Below are 23,766 nucleotides of genomic sequence, written 5' to 3'. Positions count from 1 at the left end.
AAACGCCATGCGTTTCTTTTTATTTTTCTCTACCAACCATTTCTATTTCAAGTTCATATTTACTTCCAACGATTTTTGAATGGTCTATACATATAGGTTTTTGTCCCATATAACATGTTCTTTTAAGTTCGATTAAAGCTGTTCCAACCGCAACATCAAGCATTTGACTTTCTTCAAAAGTTGCATTCTTTGCAGAAATTAATTCTGTTGCAGAATCGAAATTTATTCCATATTCTCTTTCAAGGAATGCATATAAAGATGTGATTTCATCCTGCTTTTTAATGATATCCGGAACATCTTCTTTTCTTAAATAATTTTTTACTATTGCTATTGGAATATTGTTTGCAAGCTGTATTCTTTGAATTCTTATTATTACAGTTCCGTTTTCTATTCCAAGTTTTTCACTAATAAAATCATCCGCAGCAACGGAATCTATAAATATATTTTTAGGTTTAACTTCATAACCTTTATGTCGTAATGTTTCAGAAACAGACGTTACATGATTTAAACTTTGCATTGTTTTATTGTCTGTTACAACCGTTCCTTTACCTTGTTGAGCTTTTAAAAATCCTTCTCTTGAAAGTAGGTCAACAGCCTTTCTTACGGTAGTTCTGCTTACGCCAAACATCTTTTCTATTTCAGGTTCCGGAGGTATTAAGTCTCCCGGCTTATAATATCCGTTTTCTATTTTTTCTTTAAAATATTTGTAAAGTTTGCTGTATTGATATACTTTTTCCATATTTCATACCTCCCTTTATCAATATTTTAATATAAAAACGTACTTAAATCAACAAAAAAGATACAAAACATCATTATCACTATGATTTTTATAAAAAAAAGACGTGCCTTTTGCACGTCTTTTAAGCATACTGTCCAATATCAAGTCTCATTTTATCCGCAACCATTGCAATAAATTCCGAATTGGTAGGTTTACCTTTATTTTGGTCTATTGTATAACCAAATATTTTATCTATTGTCTCAACTCTTCCTCTATTCCAAGCAACTTCTATTGCATGTCTTATTGCTCTTTCAACTCTGCTTGGTGTTGTACCGTATTTTTCTGCAATCATAGGATATAAAGTTTTTGTTATTCCTCCAAGTAATTCAACATTATCAATAACAAGTTTTATTGCTTCTCTTAAATAAATATATCCTTTTATATGAGCAGGAACACCTACTTCATGAAGTATTGATGTTACCATAACTTGATAATCTTTATCTTTCTTTTCTTTTTCTTCCTTTGTTTCTTCGTTCATATCGGGAGAAAAATATGCATCTATCTCTCTCGTTAATTCATCAAAATTAAAAGGTTTTAAGAAATAATAGTCAGCTCCTAAATTTACTGTTTGTCTTGTAAATGATTCTCCTCCTACAGCTGACATCATAACAACATGAGGGTCGTAGTTACCCATATCACTTTTGTTTAATTTTTCAAGTACACCGATACCGTCAAGCATTGGCATTATTGTATCCAAAAGTAAAATATCCGGCTTTTCGTTTTTTACAACATCCAAAAGGTCGCTGCCGTTTCCTACTACTCCCACTACATTAAAATTTTCTCTTCCTTCAAAATGGTCTTTTACAGCCAAAGCAAATTTTTCGTTATCATCTGCAATTGCAACTTTATATACCATAATTTTTCCTCCCGATTTAATATTATTTTGTTTTATTTTAATTTCTTTTAAAGATTACTACAATTTTAATGCAAAGTTTGTCTAATTTTGCTAGGTTAACAAATCTTCTAAAAGCCATTCAATATAAATTCCATATCCTTTGGTTGGGTCTGTTACAAATACATGGGTAACGGCTCCGACGATTTTGCCGTTTTGAATTATGGGACTACCGCTCATTCCTTGTACAATACCGCCTGTTTTTGAAAGAAGTTCTTTATCGGTAACCTCGATTAACATACTTTTGGTGTTTTTCTTGGTTTGTTTATAGGTCTTTTTAATTTTTATGTCGAAAAGTTTCGGACCTTCATTATCAATAGTAGTTAAAATCTGAGCATCGCCCTCTTTTATTTTATCTTGAAGGGCAATTTCCATTGGAGAAGATGAAGAATTAACTTTCTTTGTAACATCACCGTAAATTCCAAAATCATTATTAAGTTCAATTGAACCGATTATGTCTTTGTTATCTGCTTTTAAAACTCCTCTAAGCTCTCCGGGATTGTTTCTTTTTCCTTTTACAATGCTTATAAGTTCGCTTTCAATCAAATCTCCGTTTTTTACGGGCATTATTATTCCTGTATCAACATCATTTATGCTATGCCCCAAAGCAACGAATCTATTTAACTTATCATTGTAGCAAGTAAGCGTTCCTATTCCTGCAACGCTGTCTCTTACCCATAAGCCTATTTTATATTTATTATCGTCTTTTGCTTTTACGGGTTTTACTGTTACTGTCTGCTCAACATTTTCTCTTTTTATTACAACTTCAATTTCCTTATGGTCGATTTTGTTTAACTGCTCGATAACTTCATCGGCATTATAAACCTTACTATCTCCTATTTCGACTATTATATCCCCTGTTTTTATCCCTGCATCTTTTGCAGGACAAACTTCATTACCGCTAATATCTATAAAGGATTGAAACTGAACGGCAATGGCTCCTTTGGTATTCATACTAACCCCAACAAGCTGTCCTGACGGATAAAGCTTTGTGTTTGGTATAACGTTTATGTTATAGTTATTTATTGGTATGATTCCAAAAAGTTTTGCCTTTAGTTTATATTCGCCAGCCGAAGATGAATAAACTTCTATTTTATTATCTTCAACATCACTTTTTGAAGAAGTCGTCCCATTTACTTTTAAATCTTCGCTTTCATTTTCAATTTTACAGTTTTTTGGCAAATCTAAAGAAACACTGGTCGTCTGAGAGGATAACACAGCAATCTCTTTAGTATTTATATTTAAGTAAGATAGGTAAACTGAAAATATAAAAATTATAGTTAAAAATCCTAAAAGTAATTTTTTTCTTGAAAATATATTCACACTTAGTACCTCGTTTGTTTTTTTTGATTTATTGTTCCCAATATTACAAAAAATATAAACGAAGCACAAAAGTGATTATTGATTTTTTAATTTGTCAGCATTTTCAATCATGTCTTTTGCATACATAATTGCATTTTCACTGGTGTTTTCACCACTTATTATTCTTACAAGTTCCTCTACTTTTTCTTCCTCATTAAGTTTTGTAAAAGATGTAAATGTCTTATCATCTTTTACTTCTTTTTTAATGAAATAATTCGTATCTGCCATTGAAGCAATTTGAGGAAGATGCGTTATTGCAAGAATTTGGTGGTTTTTTGAAAGTTCCCACATTTGTTTTCCTACGATTAAAGCAGTTTGTCCGCTTATTCCCGTATCTATTTCATCAAATATCAAACAATCAATATTATCATTTTCCGATAAAATTCTCTTAAATGATAACATTACTCTTGAAATTTCACCGCCTGATGCTATTTTATTCAGTGGTTTTAAACTTTCTCCTTTATTTGTTGAAATCATAAAAGCTATATCATCAATTCCTTTTTTAGTATAGTTTTCATTTTTTTCAAGGTCTTTAAATTCACAAGCAAAAACCGTTCCTTTCATTGAAAGAAGCTGAAGATTTTCGGTTATTTTTTTACAAAACTCATCTGCAATTTTTTTCCTTTTTTCTCTTAAGGTTTTTGCGTGTTTTAAATATTCTTTTTTCTTTTTATCCACGTCTTTTTTAAGAGAATTTAGAGTATCTTCATAGTTATCTATAAGCTCGATATTATTTTGTAGTTCCTTTTTATATTCTAAAATTTCTTCTATTGTTACTCCATATTTCTTTTTAAGATAATTTATCTTATTTAATTTACTTTCTATATCGTTTAATTCTTCCGGGTTAAATGAAATATTATCTCTGTAATCCCTTAAGAAAAACACTACCTCTTCTATTAATGTATTTGCCTCGTTTAGCATTTCTACATTTTCTTTTACGCTTTCATCATAATCAAGAACCTTTGAAAAAGAATCGTTTGCCAAGGTTAAATTTGATAAAACGTTACTGTCTGATTTATATAAAAGAGAGTATGCACTGTCTATATCTGAATATATATTTTGTGAATTTAGAAGAATTTTTTCTCTTTTTTCAAGTTCTTCATCTTCTCCTATTTCAAGGTCTACTTCATTTATTTCTTCAAATTGTCTTTTAAAATTATCTAAATTATCACTGTTTTCTTTTGATTTTTTTTCAAGTTCAGTAAGTTCTTTTAAAGCCTTTTTATATTCATCATAAGATAAAGAAACCTTGTTTAGATCTTCTTTTATTTTATTTTGTCCATATGAATCAAGAAAACTTAAATGAGTATTTTGGTTTAGGAGTTTTTGATGTTCATGTTGTCCGTGAATATCAATAAGGTGAGTTCCAACTTCTTTTAGAGTTGATACATTAACCAAGGTTGAATTTATCTTACAAATATTTCTTCCTTTTAATGAAATCTCCCTTGTTAAAATAAGTGTTTCATCGCTATAGTCAATAGATAAATCATCAAGAACTTCCTTTAATTCATGGTTATTTTCTTCAACCGTAAATAAAGCCTGAATAACGGCTTTATCTTTTCCCGTTCTTATGTTTTCCGTTTTTGCATGTTCCCCAAGAACCAGCGATAAAGCACCAATAATTATGGACTTTCCTGCCCCTGTCTCACCTGTTATTATGTTTAAACCTTCATCAAATTCAATACTTAAATTATCTATAATTGCATAATTGTTTATATTAAGCGATAAAAGCATTTTATTTTCCTTTCTTTAAAAGAGATTCAAACTTTTTAACCAATTCTTTTGCGTCATCTTCACTTCTTACAAGTATGAAAAGTGTATCATCTCCCGCAACCGTTCCTACAATTTCATTTAATTTTAAAGCATCAATTGCAACACCTGCAGCTTGAGCCATTCCTGTTATTGTATGAAGGCATACAAAGTTGTTTGCATAATCAATTGTTAAAACAGCTTCTCTAAAAACACTTACAATTCTGTCATCTAAATTTGAACTTTGATTTGAATATGCAGCATATTTATATTTACCGCTTTTTGTCATTACCTTTATTAGTTTCATCTGTCTGATGTCTCTCGAAACTGTTGCCTGGGTTACGTTTATTCCAGCTTCTTTTAAATATTTTGTTAAGTCTTCTTGTGTTTCAACTTCGTATTTGTTTAGTATTTCAAGTATTTTTGAATGTCTGTCAATCTTCATGAACAAATTCTCCTTCTACTATTGGGTTTTTTATCTTGTTTACAAGTAAAGAATAGAAATTATAATCATCAAATCTTATGAAATTGGCTTTAAGAGCACTTTTCTTTACTATTATTTCATTTCCTTTTATATCAGGTTCAACACTGTCGATATAAACACTCGTTATTTTAGGGTTAAATCTTATTTTTACAACATCATTTGAATTAACGATAATGCTTGTTGAATTTAAAGTATGAGCACAAATTGGATTTATTATAAACAAATCACAGTTTGGGTTTACAACAGGTCCTCCACTTGAAAGATTATAAGCAGTTGAACCTGTAGGTCCTGCTATAATTACGCCATCAGCAAGATAGTCAGCAAAAACTTCATCGTTTATAAACACCTTATATTCTGCAACTCCATAGTGGTTTTTCCTAAATAAAACAGTATCATTTAAGGCAAAACCAAGTTTATTATTATCTTTGTCATACACATCAAGAAGCATTCTTTTATCTAGTGTATATTCACCATTTAACGCCTTATCTATGCATTCCATCCATTCGTTTCTTTCTACATTTGCAAGAAAACCGACTTTTCCAAAGTTAATTCCAAGAATGGGTTTTTCGTATTCTCCTATTTGAGATAAGGCTTTTAAAATTGTTCCGTCTCCTCCAATTATTATAATAAAGGAAACTTTTTTTATATTTTCTTCGTTTAATATTGAAAAGCTGTCATATTCGGGATTTTTCAATGGTTCTTCAAGATACATATGTACATTTTTTCCATACAGATAATGAACTATTTGTCTTGTGAAATCCATGTATCTGTCTTTTTTATAATTTGTTATTATTCCTACATATTTTTCCATAATGTCAGTCAATCTCCTTATGCGCATTTTCAACACATTCATCTACTATATTATCAATATCTATAAGGTTTTCTTCATTTTTTGTTACATATGCAATAAATTCTCTGTTGCCTTTAGGTCCTTTTATAGGTGAAAAATCAAGTTTTTCAACATATAATCCCTTTTCTTTAAGCCCCAAAATCACATCTTTAACAACTTTTTTATGAATGTTTTTATCTTTTATTATTCCATTCCCAACAAGTTCTCTTCCCGCTTCAAACTGTGGTTTTATAAGGCATATATATACTCCGTCGTCTTTTAAGAAATTAAGCAGATTATCTGCAAGTTTTAAAATTGAAATAAATGATACGTCCATAACGGCAATATCAATCATTTCCCCAACTTTATCAAATTCCATATTTCTGAAATTCGTTTTTTCAAGACAAACAACTCTTTCGTCTTGTCTTAATTTATAGGCAAACTGCCCGTATCCAACGTCTATGCTGTATACTTTTTTTGCTCCGTTTTGAAGCAGACAGTCTGTAAAGCCTCCGCTTGACGCTCCTACATCCATACAAATCTTATCTTTAACATCAACATCAAAAACTTTGATTGCTTTATCAAGTTTGAAACCGCCTCTGCTTACAAAGGGATTATCATTTCCTTTTATAATAATATTTGAATAAATATCCACCTTTGTTCCCGCTTTATCGACTCTTTGGTCGTTTACAAAAACAAGACCAGCCATTATAAGCCTCTTTGCCTTTTCTCTGCTTTCTGCCATTCCGCTTTCAAAAAGCAAAACATCTAATCTTTCTTTGGTTTTCATTTTTTTATCCTCCCTTTAATAGAGAAAAATTCCACAAAAACCGCCGCTTTTCTTACTATCTCGGTGGAGTTGTTCATTGAAATGTGTTTTCCAAAGGCTTTTCCCCCAACTGTCAAAGCAGCGACAACACCGTTTAAAACAACACTTATTATAACGGTTTCTTTTAAATTATATATACTAGCGATTTTTACTATAATTATTGCAACGGTGGCACCACTTATGATACCGCATATATCTCCGATAACGTCATTACATATATTTGAAACCTGAGAAGCTTTTTTAACAAGGTCAACAGCCTTTCTTGCTCCTTTAACTTTATTTGCTGCCATTGCATTAAAAGGTGCAACCCCCTCTGTCGTTACCGCAGTTCCAACCATATCGCATATTATACCTATCAATATTATTGCAAAAAGCACAAAGAGTGCACCAACCAAGCCCGCATTCCCCACAAGAGATTCGCTTATTACGTTAAAGGCCATAGATAAAAAGAATGTTAAAAACGTAATTTTTATAGCCCAGCTTTTTCCGTCTTGTTTTTTATTCTTTGACATATTTCCTCCGATTTCTACTAATTATATCACAAAATATTTTTATTTTTTTACCATTATAAAACTCGACAATTTTTTATCAAAAATTCGTCAATTTTTATTAATAATATCCGTTTCTTTTACTATCTTCGCTATCGGCAATTCTCTCTAAGCTATTTGATATTGATTTTATATCCTTAAAATATTCTTCTATTTTTATTTTTAAATACCCTAAAAATGATATTACCGAAACAAGTACCATGAATAATAAAACAGGATTTATTATATTTATTATTTTAGTCAAATAATCCAAAAAACTATTCATATTTATTCTCTCCATGTTATAAAAATACAATTATATCATATACTAAAATTAAAAAAAAAGAAAGGTTTTAATTATGTTAATTTGTTTTATTCGTGTTGCACTTATATATTTTTTGGTTTTATTCGCCATAAGATTTTTAGGAAAAAGACAGATAAGCGAATATCAGCCTTTTGAACTTGTAATAACAATAATGATAGCGGATATTGTAACTGAACCTATCGGCGACGTTAATATTCCCCTTTTAAACGGAATAATTCCTCTTATTGTTTTAATATTTCTTCAAACCTGTATATCTCTTCTAACATTTAAAAACGAAAGAATAAGGACTTTTATATGCGGTAAACCAGAATATCTTATATATAACGGCAAGATAATGCAAAAGCAAATGTCAAAGATGCTAATAGGCATTGATGATTTATGCGAACAATTAAGAAACAATGATATTCTCGACTTAAACGAGGTTTCTTATTTGATTTTAGAAGCTAACGGAAATCCCAGTTTTGTAGACAAACAAGAAGGTTCACTTCCAATAAGCCTCATTAAGTATGGTAAAAGACTGAGTAAAAGTCTTCCTCTTGCAAATTATACCGATGAAAGGCTTGATAAGGAACTTAGAAAAAATAACATCGTGAATGATAAGGATGTCTTTTGGGCATACGTATACCAAAATCAGTTATATATAATAAGAAAGGATAGTTTAAAATGAGATCTTTTTGTTTTGCGGCGGCACTTTTGATTACACTTCTTGGGATAAATGTTTACTGTTATAACTTTATAAAAGAGTCATCAATAAAACTTGAAAACAATATTGACGAGATAGTTTATTACTTAAACAAAAATGATGATGAAAATGTAGAGAAAAGTTTTAATGAGTTAAAAGAACAAACAATAGAAAGTAAAAAAGTATGGTTTCTTATAATAAATCACGAAGAAATTGATAACGTAGATGTAAAGATAAAGGAATGTGAAGGATATATAAAAAAAGAAGCCGACAATGAATTATTGGCCTCTTTAAATTCTCTTAAATTTTATATAAACAATATCTACGAAAGGGAAAAAGTCAACATCCCTAACATTTTTTAATGTGATATTCGTTGCTTTTTTCTTTTAAAATTCTTCCTTCTCTTAAAAGCTGTTCCATTTTATCCATGTCTTCACTTTCAAGAGCTTCTTTATATTCTTCTAATTTTTCTATTATATTTTCAACCTCGAATAAAAGGGCATCTTTATTCATGATAAAAAGTTCGCTCCACATATATTCGTTTAACTTTGCAACTCTTGTTAAATCAAGAAAACTTCCCGCAGAAAAGCCTTTCTCTTCCAAAATTGAAGGGCTTTTTACATATGCGTTTGAAACAACGTGTGCAAGCTGAGATGTAAAAGCGATTATCTTATCGTGTTCTCTTGGAGTTGATAAAACACATTCTTTAAACTTCATTTGTTTCACAAGCTGTTTTATAATATTTATCTTATCTTTATTTGTATTTTCCGTTACGGTAACAATAAAACTTGCCCCTTTAAATAAATCTGAAACAGCCGCATCGTATCCCCAAAGTTCTCTTCCTGCCATAGGATGAGCTCCAACATAATCTATATTTCTTTTTATCGCTTCAGGTTCAATTTTATTTACTATCTGCTCTTTAACCCCGCATAAGTCCATAAGGGTAGAATGTTCTTTCATTGTTTCCATTACTTTAAAAGCAAGGTTAATAGTATTAACAGGATGAAGAGCTATTACAACCATATCCATTTCTTTCATATCATCAATTAAAATAATATCGTCAATTGCTCCGTCCCTTTTTGCCTTAACCAATGTTTCAGAGTCTATATCATAACCGAAAACTTTATTTGTCGTATATTTCTTTATTGCTTTTGCAAAAGAGGCTCCTATAAGCCCAAGTCCCACTACTGCTATGTTCATGTTATCACTCCTTAAAAAATTTGAAGAAAACTTTTAAATATATCTGCCCCTGCAATAATCGTTCCTATTGTACTTCCAAGATTAGCAAAGGTAACTACCAAAAGTATTTTTGTTATTCTGTTTTTCCAAAGTCCCTTTAAACTCTCTAAATCAGAACTTAAGTTTTCAAAATCGGAAACTTTTGGTTTTCTTATATATGCTTCCACAAGCCCTGCAAACCACCCTGCCGCAAGAAGCGGATTAAGGGAAGTTATTGGAGCAGCTAAAAATGCCGTTATAATGGCTGGAATACTTCCAAAAGCAAGGACTACGCCAAGAGCACTTAATGTTCCATTAAAAAGTATCCAACTTATTATTTGAGAAAATCCCGTATCAGCGCTTTTAAAAAAGCTGAATATTATCATTAAGATAATAAATGCCGGAATTCCAAAGCCTATAACTTTTCCCGTTTTTCCGGGTTTTGGTATTTCTTCTATTTCCTTTAAATCTATGTCTTCTTGTATATTTTTTATTATTCCGTTTAAATGAGCCGCACCTACAACGGCAACTATTTTTTCGCATTTTGCGTTTTTTATCTTTTGAGAAAGATATATGTCACGTTCATCTACAAGGTATTTTTTTAAATCCGGAAATGATGTGCTTATATCAAGCAACGCATTTTCTATATAATCCCCTTGTTTTATATTTTCAAGATCCTCTTCGCTTAATTCTTCATCTTCAAAAAAGCTCATAATAAGACCATACAGAAGTTTCATCTTTTCCATAAAAGACATCTTCCTGAATATTCTAAGAAAAGTTGTCTTAATATCTCTATCTGCTAAAGTAAGCTTTGCTCCTATTTCTTCGGCAGTATTTATTGCATTTATCATTTCCTGCCCTGAGTTAATATCAAAACTTTCGGCAATTCTTTTTTGATAAGAACTTAAAATAAGGTTTATCAAAAGAAGAGTCGTTTTCTTTTCCTTAATAACATTTACGATGTCCGTATCCTGCCATCTTTCATTATTTTTAATTGAAGAATATCTACCCTCATCAAGCTCTATACAGACATTATCGGGCTTTATTTCTCTTATCATTTCTTCAACTTGAATGGCACTTTCTCTTGATACGTGTGCCGTACCTATAAGGGTAATTTCTTTACCGTTTATATTAAGCTGTTTAACTGTTTCAGACATTTTGCCTCCGTAAAATAATTACAAATTACCCCCTTAAAAAAGGGGGTAATTTATTTTATCATTTTTTATTTAATTTATAAAGCATATTTAAAAAATTTTAGCTGCAACCTGTTGTTGAACCGCAGTCTGCACATACTTTACATGTTCCGTTTCTAAAAAGTCTGTTTGATGAACAAACCGGACAAACCTCTCCATACACTCTTGTTGTATTTGGATCGTCTTTTATCTGTTCATAGCTAAGCTGTTCTTTTTCTTGTCTTTCTTCTTTTATTATTTTATTGCTTATGCTGTCGTTTATTTCTTCTTCTTGTGGTTTTTCCGGTTTTACTTCAACTCTTGTAAAATCCCCAAGTTCTATATCTATTATCTTACTTAATAAATCAGCAATACTTGAAGCATTTTTAATGTAAGGATGTCTTGATACAAATCCGCTTGGTTCAAATTGTTGACCTCTTAGAAGTCTTGAAATTTCCTTTGCAGGAATGTTGTATTGAAGCATATTTGATATTGATTTTGAAAGAGAAGCAAGCAGTCCTTTTACTACTGTTCCTTCTTTATCTGTTGAAACAAATATTTCAGACATTCTTCCGTCTTGGTAGAATCCTATTGTTACATATAATTCAATATCACCTATCTTAGCAGCATGAGTTCTGCTTCTTCTCATTCCGTCAGGTTTAATTCTGTGAAGTGTTCCTCTCTTACAATGTTTTGCATAATCAAGAAGTCCTTGATATGTAAGATCTTCCAAAGAATCGCTTTCACTTTTTATTGATGTATTAAGAGGTTGAGATGCCTTTGAACCATCTCTGTAAACAGAAATAGCTTTAACCCCTGACATATAAGAAAGTTTATATATATCGCTTATGTCTTCATAAGTTGCGTTAGAAGGCATGTTTACTGTTTTTGATACAGAACCGCTTATAAGAGGTGTTACTGCCGCTACCATTAAAACATGTCCGCTTGGAGAAATCTCGTTTGCAGTTTCAAATATTTTCTTATCCTCTTCTCTTAAGTGTGGTGCATCATTTAATGAATAGTGCATAAAGCTTCCTATTTCATCTTTTTCAAGAAGATAATCTTTAATATCTTTTATTTCTTCTTCTTTATATCCTAAATTTCTAAGAGCAATTTCCAATATTGGATTTACAAGTTCCATTGTTCCCCCGCCTGAAAGGGATTTATAAACAACGTTTGAGTAGAAAGGCTCAAGTGATGTTGCACCGCAGTCCATAGCAAATGAAATTGTTCCTGTTGGAGCAATAACAGTTGTTTGAGCATTTCTAATTCCGTATGCTTCGGCATGTTCAAGAGCTTTTGTCCATAAAATTCTGCTTGCATTTAAAACTTCTTCAAGTCCCATTTCAGAAATTACATCTTCATCAAGTTTTAAAGGAACATAATCAAGCCCTTCAAAATTATCATCTAAAGCAAGAGAACATCTTGCAGAGTTTCTAAGTACTCTTAACACATATTCAGCATTAATATCAAATTTTTCAAATGGTCCGACACTTCTTGCCATTAAAGCAGAAACAAGATAAGATTGTGCGGTCATAATAGAGCATAATGCCGCAGTTAAGTTTCTTCCTTCGTCGCTGTCGTATGGATAACCGAATACCATAAGAAGTGAAGCCATATTTGCAAGTCCAAGACCTGTTGTTCTAAACATATAACTCTTTCTTGCTATTTCTTCAGTTGGGAATTGTCCCCAGTGAATTGATGCTTCAAGAACAAGTTGTATTAGAGAAATCAAATGAATATAATCATTTAATTTAAAGATTCCTTCTTCTTCGTTATAGAATCTGTAAATATTAATTGACGCAAGATTACAAGCAGTATTATCAAGGAAAGCATATTCACTGCATGGGTTTGTTGCGTTTATTCTGTTGTATTTTGCACCTACGTTTCCGTCTTCACCTGCAGGGCAAGTATGCCAAGCATTGAAAACATCATCAAATTGAACCGCAGGGTCTGCACAGTTCCATGCTGATTTACAAATTAAATCCCATAAGTCTTTTACTTTAACTTCCTTATTTACTTCTTCATCAACTCTTCCTTTAAGTTCAAAAGTAGCATCAGGATTTTCTCTTAAGTTTAAGACTTTTTCCATAAATTCTCTATTTAGTCTTACAGAGTTATTTCCATTTTGTCCGCTTACTGTTTGATATGCTTCACCGTCCATTGAAGTATCATATCCCATTTTGCCAAGAGCTCTTACTTTATCTTCTTCTCTTGCTTTCCAAGAAATAAAATCTTCAATTTCAGGATGGTCAATATCGGCTATAACCATTTTTGCAGCTCTTCTTGTTGTTCCACCGCTTTTTATTGCTCCGGCATTTCTGTCAAAACCTTTTAAAAAGCTCATCATACCAGAAGATTTTCCGCCGCTTGAAAGTTTTTCGTTTAATGCTCTTAGATTAGAAAAGTTAGTTCCTACCCCTGAACCGCCTTTAAATAACTTTGTTTCTGTAACGTATTGTTCAGAAATAGAATTATCACCAAGCAATGTATCTTTTATAGAAAGAATAAAGCAGGCTGAGGCTTGTGTTCTTGTGTATCTGTCTTTACTCTTCTTTACGCTTCTGCTTTCAGGGTCAAAGTAGAACATATTGTCACTTTCACCGCTTATGCCATAGTTTCTCTTTATTCCTGTGTTAAACCATTGTGGAGAGTTTGGAGCCCACATTTGATTTAAAAGAGCATAAGCTACTTCATCATAAAAAATATTATATTGATTTTGAGTTGTTATAAGCCCTTCATCAACAAGAGCATCTGCCCAAAATCCTACCATTCTGTCCACTACTTGCTTTATGCTTGTTTCGTGTCCGTTATCTTTTCCTACCCCTGCTTTTCTAAAATATTTTGATGCTATGATATTACATGCATTTTTTGAATAAAATTCAGGGAATTCCAAATCGTGCATTTCAAAAATATTTTTTTGAGTTTTATAATCAAAAATCTCAACATCTACGGTTTTATATTCAAATAAATCATAAACCGTAATGCTGCTATCTTCTTCAAGTCTTTTGGTAAAACGTCTTTTGAAAATATTGTTTACACTTAAATTATCCATAAAGTTCACCTTTCTTATGTAAAATACTCTACCACATATAGTATAAATTACATACATTAATACAATTATTAGTATATCATTTATTATTGTAATTGCAATACGTTTTCTATAACAAAAAACAAAAAAAGAACGCTATAAAACGTTCTTTTTATTTAATTCTTTAATTATGTTTTCTATACAGTTTTTAAAATAACCGTTATTGCTTACTTCAATATCACAGTATTTTTTATATAAACCAATTCTGTCATTATACAAATTATAAATATGCTCTTCGTTATTTTTTAGAAGTGGTCTGTCTTTACCGAGATTTTTGGATTTTAATATATTTTCAACACTTCTGTTTATAAATACTATTATGCTTGTTTGTTTAAAATAATCAATGTTTTCTTTCCTTGTGACTATTCCGCCTCCTGAAGAAATAAGAGTGGAGTTTAATTTTGAAAGCTCTTTTGAATAAAAGGTTTCTATATCTCTAAAACTTTCTTCACCGTCTTTAAATATTTCACTGATTTTTTTGTTTGTCTTTTCTTCAATGTAATTATCCATATCTATAAAAGTTAAACCAAGCTCTTTTGCCAGTTCCTTACCTATACTGCTTTTACCACAGCCCGGCATACCGATTAATAAAATATTCTTTTGCATTTTTATATTTCCTTTTTAAGTTTGGATATAATCTTATTTGTATCTTCTTTTGAAATTACAAAGTCATTCCATATTTCTTCAGATTTTAAACCTTGCATAATAAGCATTTCAATTCCGCCGCAAGTTTTCTTATCTAAGTTTTCGCCTATTTCCATAAACTTTGTTTTTAGCGGATTATAAACAACATCAATTACGTAATCAAAGTTTTTGATTATATCTTCATTAACAGGAGAAAAATCAACTTTAGGATACATTCCAACAGGTGTTGTATTTATTATTACCTGAGCTTTTATTTCTTTTAAATCTTCATAGTCGATTAAATTAACATCATTTTTAGATTGTTTGTCGCTTTTGTTACGGCTTACCAAATAAACCTCTTTTGCACCTAAATCCTTAACGCAGGAAATAACGGCCTTGCTTGCGCCGCCGCTGCCTAGTATTACAACCCTACTATTATTTATTTCTACATTGTTTACGTTAAGCTGATACATAAAACCATAATAATCGGTATTATATCCGTAAAGTTTTCCATTAACATTTTTTATTGTATTAACGGCACCGATTTTTTCAGCCTCTTCGCTTATAAAATCCAAACCATCCATAACGGTTCTTTTATAAGGAATAGTTACGTTTATTCCGTCAAGATTATTTTTTTTCATAAAATCTTTTATATTTTTTGCCGTATCAACATCTATTTCATAAAGCTCATACTCATAGTTTAAATTTAATACATCAAAAGCCGTATTATGCAAAATTTTTGAAAAACTATGAGGTAATTTTTCACCAATTAAACCAAATTTTTTCATATCTATCCTTTATATGTTCCAAGAATTCTTATATATGGCAAATCACCGTCAAGTCCGTATAACATTTTTAAAACATTGCTATCTTGTAAACTGCCGTCAAAATTAATGTAAATCGTAAATTCTTTTCTGTATATATTTGTTTCTTTTGAATCTATTTTATTAATGTGGATATTATAATTTGCAAAGTATCTTATTAAATGACTTAATGATTTAGATTTATTGTCGATTTTAACAAGTAAATCTACTTTAGTACAATCTTTGCAGAAATATTTATCTTTACCAAGAATTATAAATTTGTTTAAATCTTCAAGTTTATCAGATTTATTTTTGTTTATTACGTTTAAGTTATCATCAACAATAAACTTATCTTTTATATAAACATTATCATAAGTTTCAAGAAGAGAATACATTTTTGCGATATGCCCGTCTCCGGCATTATCTAAAGCTAAAAAGGCAAAGTCTATTTCCCCGTTTGAAACAGCTTTTAAAATATCTTCGTATTCTTCAAATTTAATTACTTCAAGGTCTTTGTTAAAATATAAATTCATTGCATCTATTGACAAATGATTTATTTTATCTATGTAACCTATCTTATTAGCACTTTCAATCAAATCAATAGTATATTTTTCTTTTATTATGTTTATTGCCTTATCGGCAATTGCTTTTCTTTGAAAATTCTTACTTATATCCATAATATGATTGAAAAAGTCGGCAATCTCTTCTGAATAATCTTTGTTTTTAAGATTGTTTATTGCATTTTCAACTACTTGTGCTTCTCTTTTGGTATTTAATACTTCGATATTATTTTCTTTTTTATACTTCGCCACGTCTACGACAGTATTCATTCTTTCTTCAAAAAGTTTAACTAACTCTTTATCTATTTCGTCAATTCTTCTTCTTGATTCTTCCAAACTTTTCATACATAACTCCTAATCACATAACAAAAAATCATATAAACAAATTGCACTTGCTGCTTCTATTACAGGAACAGCTCTTTTTACAATAACGGGATCGTGCCTTCCCACTATTTCCAAACTTGTATTTTCTTTTGTTTCGACATTTATGGTTCTTTGTTTTCTTGCGATGCTTGCAGTTGGTTTTATTACAACACTAAAGCATATAGGCTGTCCGTTTGATATTCCTCCAAGAACTCCGCCGTTGTTATTTGTGAAAGTTTTTACATTGCCATTTTCATCATAATAATATTCATCGTTTGCTTCACTTCCAAGCATATCAGCAAAAGCGAAACCTTCGCCAAATTCAACGCCTTTAACGGCTGGAATGGAAAATAGAATATGGGACATTCTTGATTCAATACTATCAAAAAACGGAGAACCAATACCTGCCGGATAACCTATTATACCACATTCTACTATTCCTCCAATGCTATTTTTTTCATTTTTTACATTTAAAATTACATCTTCCATCTCTTTTTGCCTTGTTTTATCAAGAAGTGGGAATGATTCGTTTTTCAATCCAAGTAGAATGTCTTTGTTAATATTGGTGTAATCGAAACTCAAATCTTCGACTTTGTTTATCTTTTTTATATGTGCACCTATATATACCCCTTCTTTTTCCAAAAGCTGTTTTGCAATTGCACCTGCAAAGGTTAAAGGAAGAGTAAGTCTGCCGGAGAAGTTTCCTCCTCCTCTGTAATCATTGCTTCCGTGATGTTTTACATATGCGGGATAATCAGCATGAGAAGGTCTCATTTTTACTTTAAGCTCGCTGTAATCTTTACTTCTTGTATTGCTGTTTTCAAATATTGCACAAAGAGGAGAACCTGCTGTTTTATTATCAAAATAACCGCTTATTATCTTTGGAGTATCGGCTTCTTTTCTTGGAGTTGAAAATTTATCGCCCCCTTGTCTTCTTTTAAGTTCAAAATCTATTTTATCAAAATCAAGGATTACTCCTGCTGGAATTCCGTCAATAACAACGCCTATTGCTTCGCTGTGAGACTGCCCGAATATAGTTACTTTAAATTTATTTCCAAATGTCGCACTCATTTATTTCTCCTCCAAGTTTCTTAAAGTCTTCATAAAAATGCGGATAAGATTTTTTAACACACATATAATCTTTTATTATGATATCATCTTTGCACCTGCTTGATGTAATAGCAAGACTCATTGAAATTCTATGATCTTTGAAAGAATCAACATATCCTCCATTTAAAGAATCAACACCGTTTATTGTAAGGCTTTCTTCATGTTCTATAATATCAGCACCAAGTTTATTTAACTGAGTTGAAATTGCAGTTAATCTGTCACATTCTTTTATTCTAAGTCTTCCTGCATTTATGATTTCTGTTTTTCCTTTAGTTAAAGCTGCACACACCGTAAGGATAGGAATAATATCAGGGCAGTTTGTTGCGTCAATCACTTTGTTTTCATCATTTTTAAGTACTTCAAGCCATTTTAATATTTCTTTATCACCTTGAAGAGAATTTTCATCAAGACCTTTTATATCTATATCATTGCCAATATAGTTCGCACTAAGGAAGAATGCTGCCTGAGAATAGTCTCCTTCAACGGTATAATCCATTGCCTTATATTCCTGGTTTCCTTTTATTATAAATTCTTTATAGTCCTTATTTTCAATTTCTATACCGAACTTATCAAGCATTGAAAGAGTTAAATCCAAATAGCTTTTTGATTCAAGTTTTGAAGTTATTACAATTTTACTATCATCATTTAAAAGAGGAAGAGCAAAAAGAAGTCCAGTTATAAACTGAGAGCTTATGTCTCCTCTTACATAAAACGTATCAGGCTTTAATTTTCCCTCTACTTGCAAATCCAAAATATCTTTTTTATAAGAATATTTTATTCCTTGTTTGTCAAATATTTCGTAAAAAACATTAAGAGGTCTTTTGCCTAAGTTTCCTTTACCGATAAAAGTCTTTTTTTGATTAAGAAGCATTGTTATTGGAACGAAAAATCTTAAAGTAGAGCCTGATTCGTTACAGTCCACTATAAAATCTTCATTATTTGGAGATGATAAAATCCCCTCTACCGCTACTTTTCTATTATCTATTTCTATTTTTGCTCCCATGCTTCTTGCTGCGTTTATGGTTGCTATTATATCATCGGATAAGTCTATATTATCTATTATAGACTTACCCTTTGAAAGAGCAGCACATATAATTGCCCTGTGAGCCATGCTTTTTGAAGGAGGAACAACTACTTCCCCTGATAATTTTCTTGGTTTAATTAAAATATTGTCCATTTATTCATCCTTAAAAAATTGTGTATTTGTCTTATGTATATAACATTTTCCTATTTCATTTAAAAGAATTACGTTTAAAACTTTTCCTTCGTTTTTCTTGTCGGAAGAAATATGAGAAAGAATACTGTCATTATTTATTGCCCCGATATCGTATTCCATATCAAAGTTAATTAAAATATCTTTTATTTTATCGCTTACGCCTTTAGATGTAAGACCAAGTTTTTCACTGTGTTTTGTTATTTCATACATTCCAATAGCCACAGCTTCACCATGAGTATATTTTTCATAGTTAAAGTGAGCTTCTATTCCATGAGCAAGAGTATGTCCAAAATTAAGCTTCATTCTCTCCCCTGTGTCTTTTTCATCTTCTTCAACTACAATTCTCTTTAAATTACAGCTTGTGTATACTATATGTTCTATATTATTAAGTATATCTTCTTTTGTTTTAAGATTAGATAAAAATTCAAAGAAATCTTTATCAAATATAAGACCGTATTTTATTACCTCAGCCAAACCGTCTTTTATGTTTCTAAGGGACAAAGTTGTTAAGACATTTGTATCAATAAGCACAAGCTTTGGTTGATGAAAACTTCCAACTAAGTTTTTGCCTTTTTTAAGGTCTATTGCAACTTTTCCACCAACAGAACTATCTACTTGAGATAAAAGAGTTGTAGGAATTTGAATAAAACCAACTCCTCTTAGAAATGTAGATGCAACAAAACCGCCAAGGTCACCTATAACTCCGCCCCCCAAAGTTATAATCATGTCTTTTCTAGTCATGTTAAAATCAATAAGAGCATTATATATAGGTTCAAGAGATTCTATGGATTTTGTTTTCTCTCCGTTTGGAAGAATTATATAATCAACACTAAAACCGCCGTCTTTAAGGTTATTTATAACTTTATCAAGATAAAATCTTGCAACTATATCGTCGGTTATAATAAATAGTTTTTCTCCCTTATATACTTTTTTTATTTCTTCTGATAATGATTTTAAAATATCTTCTTTAATAATAATATCATAAGATTTTTCATTAAGATTTACATGAATTTTCTTAGCCATAATTTTTTCCTTATAGAGTTCTTCCAACGATTGGAGCAAGTTTTCTTAAATCTGTCATTAAATCGTCGAATGCTTCAGGTTTTAGAGATTGTTGTCCGTCACATAAAGCGTTTAATGGGTCGTTATGAACTTCGATAATAAGTCCGTCTGCACCTGCAACGATTGCTGCTTTAGCTAAAGATTCAACCATCCACCATTTACCTGTTGCGTGTGATGGGTCAATAATAATTGGTAAGTGACTTAATTTTTTGATTGCCGGAATTGCACTTAAATCAAGAGTATTTCTTGTGTATGTTTCAAATGTTCTAATACCTCTTTCACAAAGGATAACATTTTCGTTTCCACCTGCCATAATGTATTCAGCTGACATTAAAAGTTCTTCGATTGTTGCACTTAAACCTCTTTTTAAAAGAATAGGTTTTCTGATTTTACCAAGTTCTTTTAATAAATCGAAGTTTTGCATATTTCTTGCACCGATTTGGATTACATCAACGTCTTCAACAAATTTTTCAAGGTCGTTTGTAGACATTAATTCAGTAACAATTGGAAGTCCTGTTTCTTTTCTTGCTTCTTTTAAAAGTTCAAGTCCATCGTATCCAAGACCTTGGAAAGCGTATGGGGAAGTTCTTGGTTTGAAAGCACCGCCTCTTAAGAAGTTTGCACCTGAAGCTTTTACATCTTTCGCAACTTGTGTAATTTGTTCTCTTGTTTCTACTGAACAAGGTCCTGCGATAATTGCAAGCTTTTCTCCGCCTATAACTTGGTTTCCAACTTTAATTTCGCTGTCGTTTGGGTGGAACATTCTGTTTGCTTTTTTGTAAGGTTCTTCAACATGTAAAACTCTTCTTACGATTGAGTTTGCTTCAAGTGTTTTTGCATCTAAAACAGATGTATCACCTACTAAACCAAGTACAGTAAGTTCTTCTCCTTCGATTGGTTGGATTTTTAAATTTTTGCTTTCGATTTGAGCAACCAATTTGGCTACTTCAAGTTTGTCTGAGTTGGGTTGTAATACTACTATCATTTTGATTTTCTCCTTTAAGTTAATTTTTTAGTTTTGTAAAATAAAAAAGGGAACTCCTTTTAATGAGTTCCCCAAATTCTTTACTTTGCGTTTTTTAAATACATTTAAAGATTATACTCACTAAAAGGCTTATCTGTACGTGAAAAAGAACCTGCAAAGAAATAAAAGTTTGCAAAGCTAAAATAGTTATAAAATTTAAAGCTATTTAGTTCTCTTAAACCTTTCATTTTAATCTTCTCCTTTGTATTCTTGTTTGATATAATACACTTATTGTTTTTAATTGTCAAGAATATTTAGTAAATTTATGAAATTTTTTCATACAGTTTACTTTTTATATAACAAAAAATGATTTGTTTTCATTACATTTTATTAATTTTTTTAATTATGAAAAATCAACAATATATTTAATATATACCATATTCTTCCATCATATTTATGATTCCCTCATATATTTTTCCCATAATAATGTTTTGATCTTCATCGCTAAGAGGCTCTACTTTCCATTTTCCATCTACTTTTACAAGACTAAGCTCAATTTCTTCAGTATAAACATCAGGTTTAAAAGTTTCTAATGATTCAAAAAAACAATCCTCAATATATTGCTTTGTTTCTTCATCCGTCATTGAAGAATTATTTGCTTGTTCTTTTGCGCCTTTTACCACTGCATATGCAACTACTTCGCCAATATTTTCATTTGTTATCTCAGCCTTTACCACTGCTGTATCACCTTTTTCTTCTACATCTATAATTTTATATTGCATATTTTTTGTAGTACGTGCATAAACGTCAGTGCTGTTTAATATCCCTTGTTCTATCATCTTATTAAATTCTTCTTCTATAGAATAGTCTATATTTAATACATCGTCTAACATTGTAAGGTCAAAATTTTTATACCCCTCAAGCAAGGTAACTGCAACATCTTTAGGTGAATTTGTTTGTTCATTTGAATTTGAACACCCAAAACCTATCAAAGCAAACGTAAAAACTAAAATTAATAAAATACTACTTTTAAATTTTTTCATATTAATTTCCCCTTTTTTATTTTATTATAATACTTAAATTTAACTTAATCAAAATATAATTACTATATATTATAAAAAAATAATAATTTTCTGTGAATTTTATTTTATAATAATTAACTTTTAATTAAGTATTTATTAAATATAATTTTTTAATATTTTTTACTGATATAATTAGCATAATTTAAGGAGGGAATTATTATGAAAGTAAATTTACATTCTTTTAACTTAAGATTAAAAGAGAGTTATAGGAGATTTTTATCGTCATTTTTATTTTTAATTTTTTATTTATTAAACACTGTAATAATATATTCTTTATATATTACAGGTAAACAATTTTTCAGCATAAATAAAGGGCTTATTATAGGAGTTTTTACATCTATTTTTATTAATATATTCATAGAAAATAAGAAAGATTATAATAACAAAAAGAAAAATATTATATCCTTTGTAATTTCAGCACTTACAGCATTTATTTGGTCTTTGGTATTTTATAAATACCCACAAATGCAGTCTTTATATAGTCCTTTTTCATTTGATTATATAATAAATTTAATGTATTTCAGTTTTATTTTAATACTGATTAGTATAACGGTATATTTTTTATATAATAAAAACAATGAAAAAGCTCTTTTTTCTTACATAGTAAAAAGTCTTTTTATAAGCAATTTTATATCATTTATTTTATTTATTGGAATGATGGTCTGTATAACTGCTTTTGATACTCTTATTATTCCAATTAAAACCATTAATATAAGTATCATTACCACAAATTTATGCTTTGTTTTTATAAATATAAGCTTGATAATAATTTCAATACCTAAAAAAGACGAAGAGGTAATTATCCCTAAATTTTATAAAACAATAATCAAAAATATTTTACTGCCTTTATTTACTGTTCTTATTGGAATACTATATGTTTATATTCTTAAAATAATAATTACATTAAACTTACCTGTGGGAGAAATGAATATATTTGCTTCTCTCGCTTTACTTGGATTTGTATTCCTATATTTAAACCTTTTAAATGAAGAGGATAATTACAGCATTTTATATAAAAAATACGGCGGTTATTTAATGATACCTATAATAATAACTCAGCTTATATTTATATATATAAGATTAAATGCATACGGACTTACACCTGCAAGGGTATTATCAATTATATTTATAGTTATTGGAATAATATTCCTAATTAATTCAATTATAAAAAAGAATGTAAAATATCCATTTTTAATAGCTACGGTGATAATATTTATATTTACTCTTACACCTTTAAACATATATAATATTTCAAATTTTAACCAGGAAGCAAGGCTTATAAGCATTCTCAAAGAGAATAATATGATAAAGGGAGAGGAAATAATAAAATCAAACAATATAAGCGAAGAAGATAAAGAAAAAATACAAAGCGCCCATGAATATCTTACAGTCTCAATCGGTAAAAAGTCAAACTTTGTAAAAAACATAATAGAAAAAAAAGATACAGAAAACTTATATGGTTTTAAATTTAAAAACATAGATGAATATTATGAGTTTGAAGATGAATACGAAAATACAGAATATTTTTCTTTTTATCATGATTATGAAAATGAAGAAATAAACATAAAAGAATACAACAAGATGTATGAATTATATATTGAAGGAACAAAAATAGATAAACATGGCATTAATATAGATTTATATGACTACTTTTATGATTTATATGAAAATAACAAAAATATTGATACCCTTGATAAAAAGTTAATATATGATATAGATAAAAATACAAGAATAGTCTTTACTTCAATAGATTTTTCAATAGAAAAAGAAAAGATATCAGATTGTACTTTCTCTATTTATTTACTAAAAAAATAAAAAAAGCAGGTTTAACCTGCTTTTTTTATATAACTTTTTATATTATTTTTTTAATTCGTTTTATATTTTATAAATAAAAAAAATCGGATAAAAATCCGATTTGATTTCTTTATGGCAGGGGCAGAAGGACTTGAACCCTCGGCACGTGGTTTTGGAGACCACTGCTCTACCAACTGAGCTATACCCCTATTTTTGACACTATAAAATTATATCAAATTTTGTAAAAATG

Annotated in this window: 24 protein-coding genes and 1 tRNA gene; 3 read left to right on the top strand and 22 right to left on the bottom strand. The window is 30.0% G+C overall.

What is annotated here, in order from left to right; genetic code table 11:
• Positions 1-19 precede the first annotated feature (19 nt).
• The 9 genes from M6G78_RS00260 to M6G78_RS00220 form a co-directional block, all read right to left on the bottom strand.
• Positions 20-739, bottom strand: a complete 720-nt coding sequence (locus M6G78_RS00260) for a GntR family transcriptional regulator (RefSeq protein ID WP_138269017.1) — start codon at positions 737-739, stop codon at positions 20-22.
• Positions 740-860: 121 nt separating this feature from the next.
• On the bottom strand, positions 861-1,634 hold the full coding sequence (gene spo0A, locus M6G78_RS00255; protein ID WP_253229232.1) for a sporulation transcription factor Spo0A: 774 nt from the start codon (positions 1,632-1,634) through the stop codon (positions 861-863).
• A gap of 90 nt (positions 1,635-1,724) precedes the next feature.
• On the bottom strand, positions 1,725-2,993 hold the full coding sequence (gene spoIVB, locus M6G78_RS00250) for a SpoIVB peptidase (RefSeq protein WP_253229231.1): 1,269 nt from the start codon (positions 2,991-2,993) through the stop codon (positions 1,725-1,727).
• A gap of 75 nt (positions 2,994-3,068) precedes the next feature.
• On the bottom strand, positions 3,069-4,766 hold the full coding sequence (gene recN / locus M6G78_RS00245) for a DNA repair protein RecN (protein ID WP_253229230.1): 1,698 nt from the start codon (positions 4,764-4,766) through the stop codon (positions 3,069-3,071).
• Position 4,767: 1 nt separating this feature from the next.
• Positions 4,768-5,226, bottom strand: a complete 459-nt coding sequence (locus M6G78_RS00240) for an arginine repressor (protein WP_138269021.1) — start codon at positions 5,224-5,226, stop codon at positions 4,768-4,770.
• On the bottom strand, positions 5,216-6,076 hold the full coding sequence (locus tag M6G78_RS00235; RefSeq protein WP_253229229.1) for an NAD(+)/NADH kinase: 861 nt from the start codon (positions 6,074-6,076) through the stop codon (positions 5,216-5,218). Before M6G78_RS00235 ends, M6G78_RS00240 begins: the two co-directional genes overlap by 11 nt.
• Before the next feature lie 4 nt (positions 6,077-6,080).
• Positions 6,081-6,884 (bottom strand): TlyA family RNA methyltransferase, encoded by an 804-nt coding sequence (locus M6G78_RS00230; RefSeq protein WP_138269023.1) that lies wholly within the window; start codon positions 6,882-6,884, stop codon positions 6,081-6,083.
• Entirely contained in the window at positions 6,881-7,435 is a 555-nt protein-coding gene (locus tag M6G78_RS00225) for a hypothetical protein (protein WP_138269024.1), read from the bottom strand. Before M6G78_RS00225 ends, M6G78_RS00230 begins: the two co-directional genes overlap by 4 nt.
• Positions 7,436-7,532: 97 nt before the next feature.
• Complete coding sequence (locus tag M6G78_RS00220) at positions 7,533-7,736, bottom strand: hypothetical protein (RefSeq protein WP_138269025.1); 204 nt, start codon at positions 7,734-7,736, stop codon at positions 7,533-7,535.
• A 73-nt stretch (positions 7,737-7,809) separates the two neighbouring features.
• Here M6G78_RS00220 and M6G78_RS00215 point away from each other — a divergent pair, with 73 nt between their 5' ends.
• The gene (locus M6G78_RS00215; protein ID WP_138269026.1) at positions 7,810-8,442 is read left to right on the top strand and encodes a DUF421 domain-containing protein; all 633 of its coding nucleotides are present in this window, start codon (positions 7,810-7,812) and stop codon (positions 8,440-8,442) included.
• Positions 8,439-8,819, top strand: coding sequence for a DUF4363 family protein (locus M6G78_RS00210; protein ID WP_138269027.1), 381 nt, complete (start codon positions 8,439-8,441; stop codon positions 8,817-8,819). Before M6G78_RS00215 ends, M6G78_RS00210 begins: the two co-directional genes overlap by 4 nt.
• Here M6G78_RS00210 and M6G78_RS00205 read toward each other — a convergent pair.
• The 12 genes from M6G78_RS00205 to M6G78_RS00155 all read right to left on the bottom strand — a co-directional run bounded on the left by M6G78_RS00205 (position 8,806) and on the right by M6G78_RS00155 (position 21,683).
• Positions 8,806-9,657 (bottom strand): prephenate dehydrogenase/arogenate dehydrogenase family protein, encoded by an 852-nt coding sequence (locus M6G78_RS00205; RefSeq protein ID WP_138269028.1) that lies wholly within the window; start codon positions 9,655-9,657, stop codon positions 8,806-8,808. The genes M6G78_RS00210 and M6G78_RS00205 overlap by 14 nt on opposite strands.
• An 11-nt stretch (positions 9,658-9,668) precedes the next feature.
• Positions 9,669-10,832: a TraB/GumN family protein gene (locus M6G78_RS00200; RefSeq protein ID WP_138269029.1), complete on the bottom strand. Its 1,164-nt coding sequence runs from the start codon at positions 10,830-10,832 to the stop codon at positions 9,669-9,671.
• Between the two features lie 97 nt (positions 10,833-10,929).
• The gene (locus tag M6G78_RS00195) at positions 10,930-13,902 is read right to left on the bottom strand and encodes a vitamin B12-dependent ribonucleotide reductase (RefSeq protein ID WP_253229228.1); all 2,973 of its coding nucleotides are present in this window, start codon (positions 13,900-13,902) and stop codon (positions 10,930-10,932) included.
• A gap of 132 nt (positions 13,903-14,034) precedes the next feature.
• On the bottom strand, positions 14,035-14,544 hold the full coding sequence (locus M6G78_RS00190; RefSeq protein WP_253229227.1) for a shikimate kinase: 510 nt from the start codon (positions 14,542-14,544) through the stop codon (positions 14,035-14,037).
• 2 nt (positions 14,545-14,546) lie between these two features.
• The gene (gene aroE / locus M6G78_RS00185; protein WP_253229226.1) at positions 14,547-15,350 is read right to left on the bottom strand and encodes a shikimate dehydrogenase; all 804 of its coding nucleotides are present in this window, start codon (positions 15,348-15,350) and stop codon (positions 14,547-14,549) included.
• A 2-nt stretch (positions 15,351-15,352) separates the two neighbouring features.
• The gene (locus tag M6G78_RS00180; RefSeq protein WP_253229225.1) at positions 15,353-16,270 is read right to left on the bottom strand and encodes a chorismate mutase; all 918 of its coding nucleotides are present in this window, start codon (positions 16,268-16,270) and stop codon (positions 15,353-15,355) included.
• A 9-nt stretch (positions 16,271-16,279) separates the two neighbouring features.
• Positions 16,280-17,359, bottom strand: a complete 1,080-nt coding sequence (aroC, locus tag M6G78_RS00175) for a chorismate synthase (RefSeq protein WP_253229224.1) — start codon at positions 17,357-17,359, stop codon at positions 16,280-16,282.
• Positions 17,337-18,575: a 3-phosphoshikimate 1-carboxyvinyltransferase gene (aroA, locus tag M6G78_RS00170; RefSeq protein ID WP_253229223.1), complete on the bottom strand. Its 1,239-nt coding sequence runs from the start codon at positions 18,573-18,575 to the stop codon at positions 17,337-17,339. Before aroA ends, aroC begins: the two co-directional genes overlap by 23 nt.
• Positions 18,576-19,637 (bottom strand): 3-dehydroquinate synthase, encoded by a 1,062-nt coding sequence (aroB, locus tag M6G78_RS00165; protein ID WP_253229222.1) that lies wholly within the window; start codon positions 19,635-19,637, stop codon positions 18,576-18,578.
• Positions 19,638-19,647: 10 nt separating this feature from the next.
• Positions 19,648-20,661: a 3-deoxy-7-phosphoheptulonate synthase gene (gene aroF / locus M6G78_RS00160; protein WP_138269037.1), complete on the bottom strand. Its 1,014-nt coding sequence runs from the start codon at positions 20,659-20,661 to the stop codon at positions 19,648-19,650.
• 104 nt (positions 20,662-20,765) lie between these two features.
• Complete coding sequence (locus M6G78_RS10250) at positions 20,766-20,888, bottom strand: hypothetical protein (RefSeq protein WP_256476183.1); 123 nt, start codon at positions 20,886-20,888, stop codon at positions 20,766-20,768.
• 177 nt (positions 20,889-21,065) lie between these two features.
• Complete coding sequence (locus M6G78_RS00155; RefSeq protein WP_253229221.1) at positions 21,066-21,683, bottom strand: hypothetical protein; 618 nt, start codon at positions 21,681-21,683, stop codon at positions 21,066-21,068.
• Between the two features lie 198 nt (positions 21,684-21,881).
• Between M6G78_RS00155 and M6G78_RS00150 the strand changes: the two genes are divergently transcribed.
• A complete protein-coding gene (locus M6G78_RS00150; protein ID WP_253229220.1) occupies positions 21,882-23,537 on the top strand; it encodes a DUF4153 domain-containing protein in 1,656 nt (551 codons plus the stop codon).
• Positions 23,538-23,649: 112 nt separating this feature from the next.
• Here M6G78_RS00150 and M6G78_RS00145 read toward each other — a convergent pair.
• Positions 23,650-23,725 (bottom strand) — tRNA-Trp (locus M6G78_RS00145).
• Between the last annotated feature and the right edge of the window lie 41 nt (positions 23,726-23,766).

The organism is Anaerofustis sp. NSJ-163, assembly GCF_024135845.1.
GTDB classification, from domain to species: Bacteria; Bacillota; Clostridia; order Eubacteriales; family Anaerofustaceae; genus Anaerofustis; species Anaerofustis butyriciformans.
The sequence above is the reverse complement of the archived record's forward strand: the minus strand, read 5'-3'. Positions and strand labels throughout refer to the sequence as shown.

Excerpts from the sequence above, each read along its gene's own strand:
- M6G78_RS00260 (WP_138269017.1), bottom strand. The coding sequence starts at position 739 with ATGGAAAAAGTATATCAATACAGCAAACTTTACAAATATTTTAAAGAA.
- spo0A (WP_253229232.1), bottom strand. The coding sequence starts at position 1,634 with ATGGTATATAAAGTTGCAATTGCAGATGATAACGAAAAATTTGCTTTG.
- recN (WP_253229230.1), bottom strand. The coding sequence starts at position 4,766 with ATGCTTTTATCGCTTAATATAAACAATTATGCAATTATAGATAATTTA.
- M6G78_RS00240 (WP_138269021.1), bottom strand. The coding sequence starts at position 5,226 with ATGAAGATTGACAGACATTCAAAAATACTTGAAATACTAAACAAATAC.
- M6G78_RS00235 (WP_253229229.1), bottom strand. The coding sequence starts at position 6,076 with ATGGAAAAATATGTAGGAATAATAACAAATTATAAAAAAGACAGATAC.
- M6G78_RS00230 (WP_138269023.1), bottom strand. The coding sequence starts at position 6,884 with ATGAAAACCAAAGAAAGATTAGATGTTTTGCTTTTTGAAAGCGGAATG.
- M6G78_RS00225 (WP_138269024.1), bottom strand. The coding sequence starts at position 7,435 with ATGTCAAAGAATAAAAAACAAGACGGAAAAAGCTGGGCTATAAAAATT.
- M6G78_RS00220 (WP_138269025.1), bottom strand. The coding sequence starts at position 7,736 with ATGAATAGTTTTTTGGATTATTTGACTAAAATAATAAATATAATAAAT.
- M6G78_RS00215 (WP_138269026.1), top strand. The coding sequence starts at position 7,810 with ATGTTAATTTGTTTTATTCGTGTTGCACTTATATATTTTTTGGTTTTA.
- M6G78_RS00210 (WP_138269027.1), top strand. The coding sequence starts at position 8,439 with ATGAGATCTTTTTGTTTTGCGGCGGCACTTTTGATTACACTTCTTGGG.
- M6G78_RS00205 (WP_138269028.1), bottom strand. The coding sequence starts at position 9,657 with ATGAACATAGCAGTAGTGGGACTTGGGCTTATAGGAGCCTCTTTTGCA.
- M6G78_RS00200 (WP_138269029.1), bottom strand. The coding sequence starts at position 10,832 with ATGTCTGAAACAGTTAAACAGCTTAATATAAACGGTAAAGAAATTACC.
- M6G78_RS00195 (WP_253229228.1), bottom strand. The coding sequence starts at position 13,902 with ATGGATAATTTAAGTGTAAACAATATTTTCAAAAGACGTTTTACCAAA.
- M6G78_RS00190 (WP_253229227.1), bottom strand. The coding sequence starts at position 14,544 with ATGCAAAAGAATATTTTATTAATCGGTATGCCGGGCTGTGGTAAAAGC.
- aroE (WP_253229226.1), bottom strand. The coding sequence starts at position 15,350 with ATGAAAAAATTTGGTTTAATTGGTGAAAAATTACCTCATAGTTTTTCA.
- M6G78_RS00180 (WP_253229225.1), bottom strand. The coding sequence starts at position 16,270 with ATGAAAAGTTTGGAAGAATCAAGAAGAAGAATTGACGAAATAGATAAA.
- aroC (WP_253229224.1), bottom strand. The coding sequence starts at position 17,359 with ATGAGTGCGACATTTGGAAATAAATTTAAAGTAACTATATTCGGGCAG.
- aroA (WP_253229223.1), bottom strand. The coding sequence starts at position 18,575 with ATGGACAATATTTTAATTAAACCAAGAAAATTATCAGGGGAAGTAGTT.
- aroB (WP_253229222.1), bottom strand. The coding sequence starts at position 19,637 with ATGGCTAAGAAAATTCATGTAAATCTTAATGAAAAATCTTATGATATT.
- aroF (WP_138269037.1), bottom strand. The coding sequence starts at position 20,661 with ATGATAGTAGTATTACAACCCAACTCAGACAAACTTGAAGTAGCCAAA.
- M6G78_RS10250 (WP_256476183.1), bottom strand. The coding sequence starts at position 20,888 with ATGAAAGGTTTAAGAGAACTAAATAGCTTTAAATTTTATAACTATTTT.
- M6G78_RS00155 (WP_253229221.1), bottom strand. The coding sequence starts at position 21,683 with ATGAAAAAATTTAAAAGTAGTATTTTATTAATTTTAGTTTTTACGTTT.
- M6G78_RS00150 (WP_253229220.1), top strand. The coding sequence starts at position 21,882 with ATGAAAGTAAATTTACATTCTTTTAACTTAAGATTAAAAGAGAGTTAT.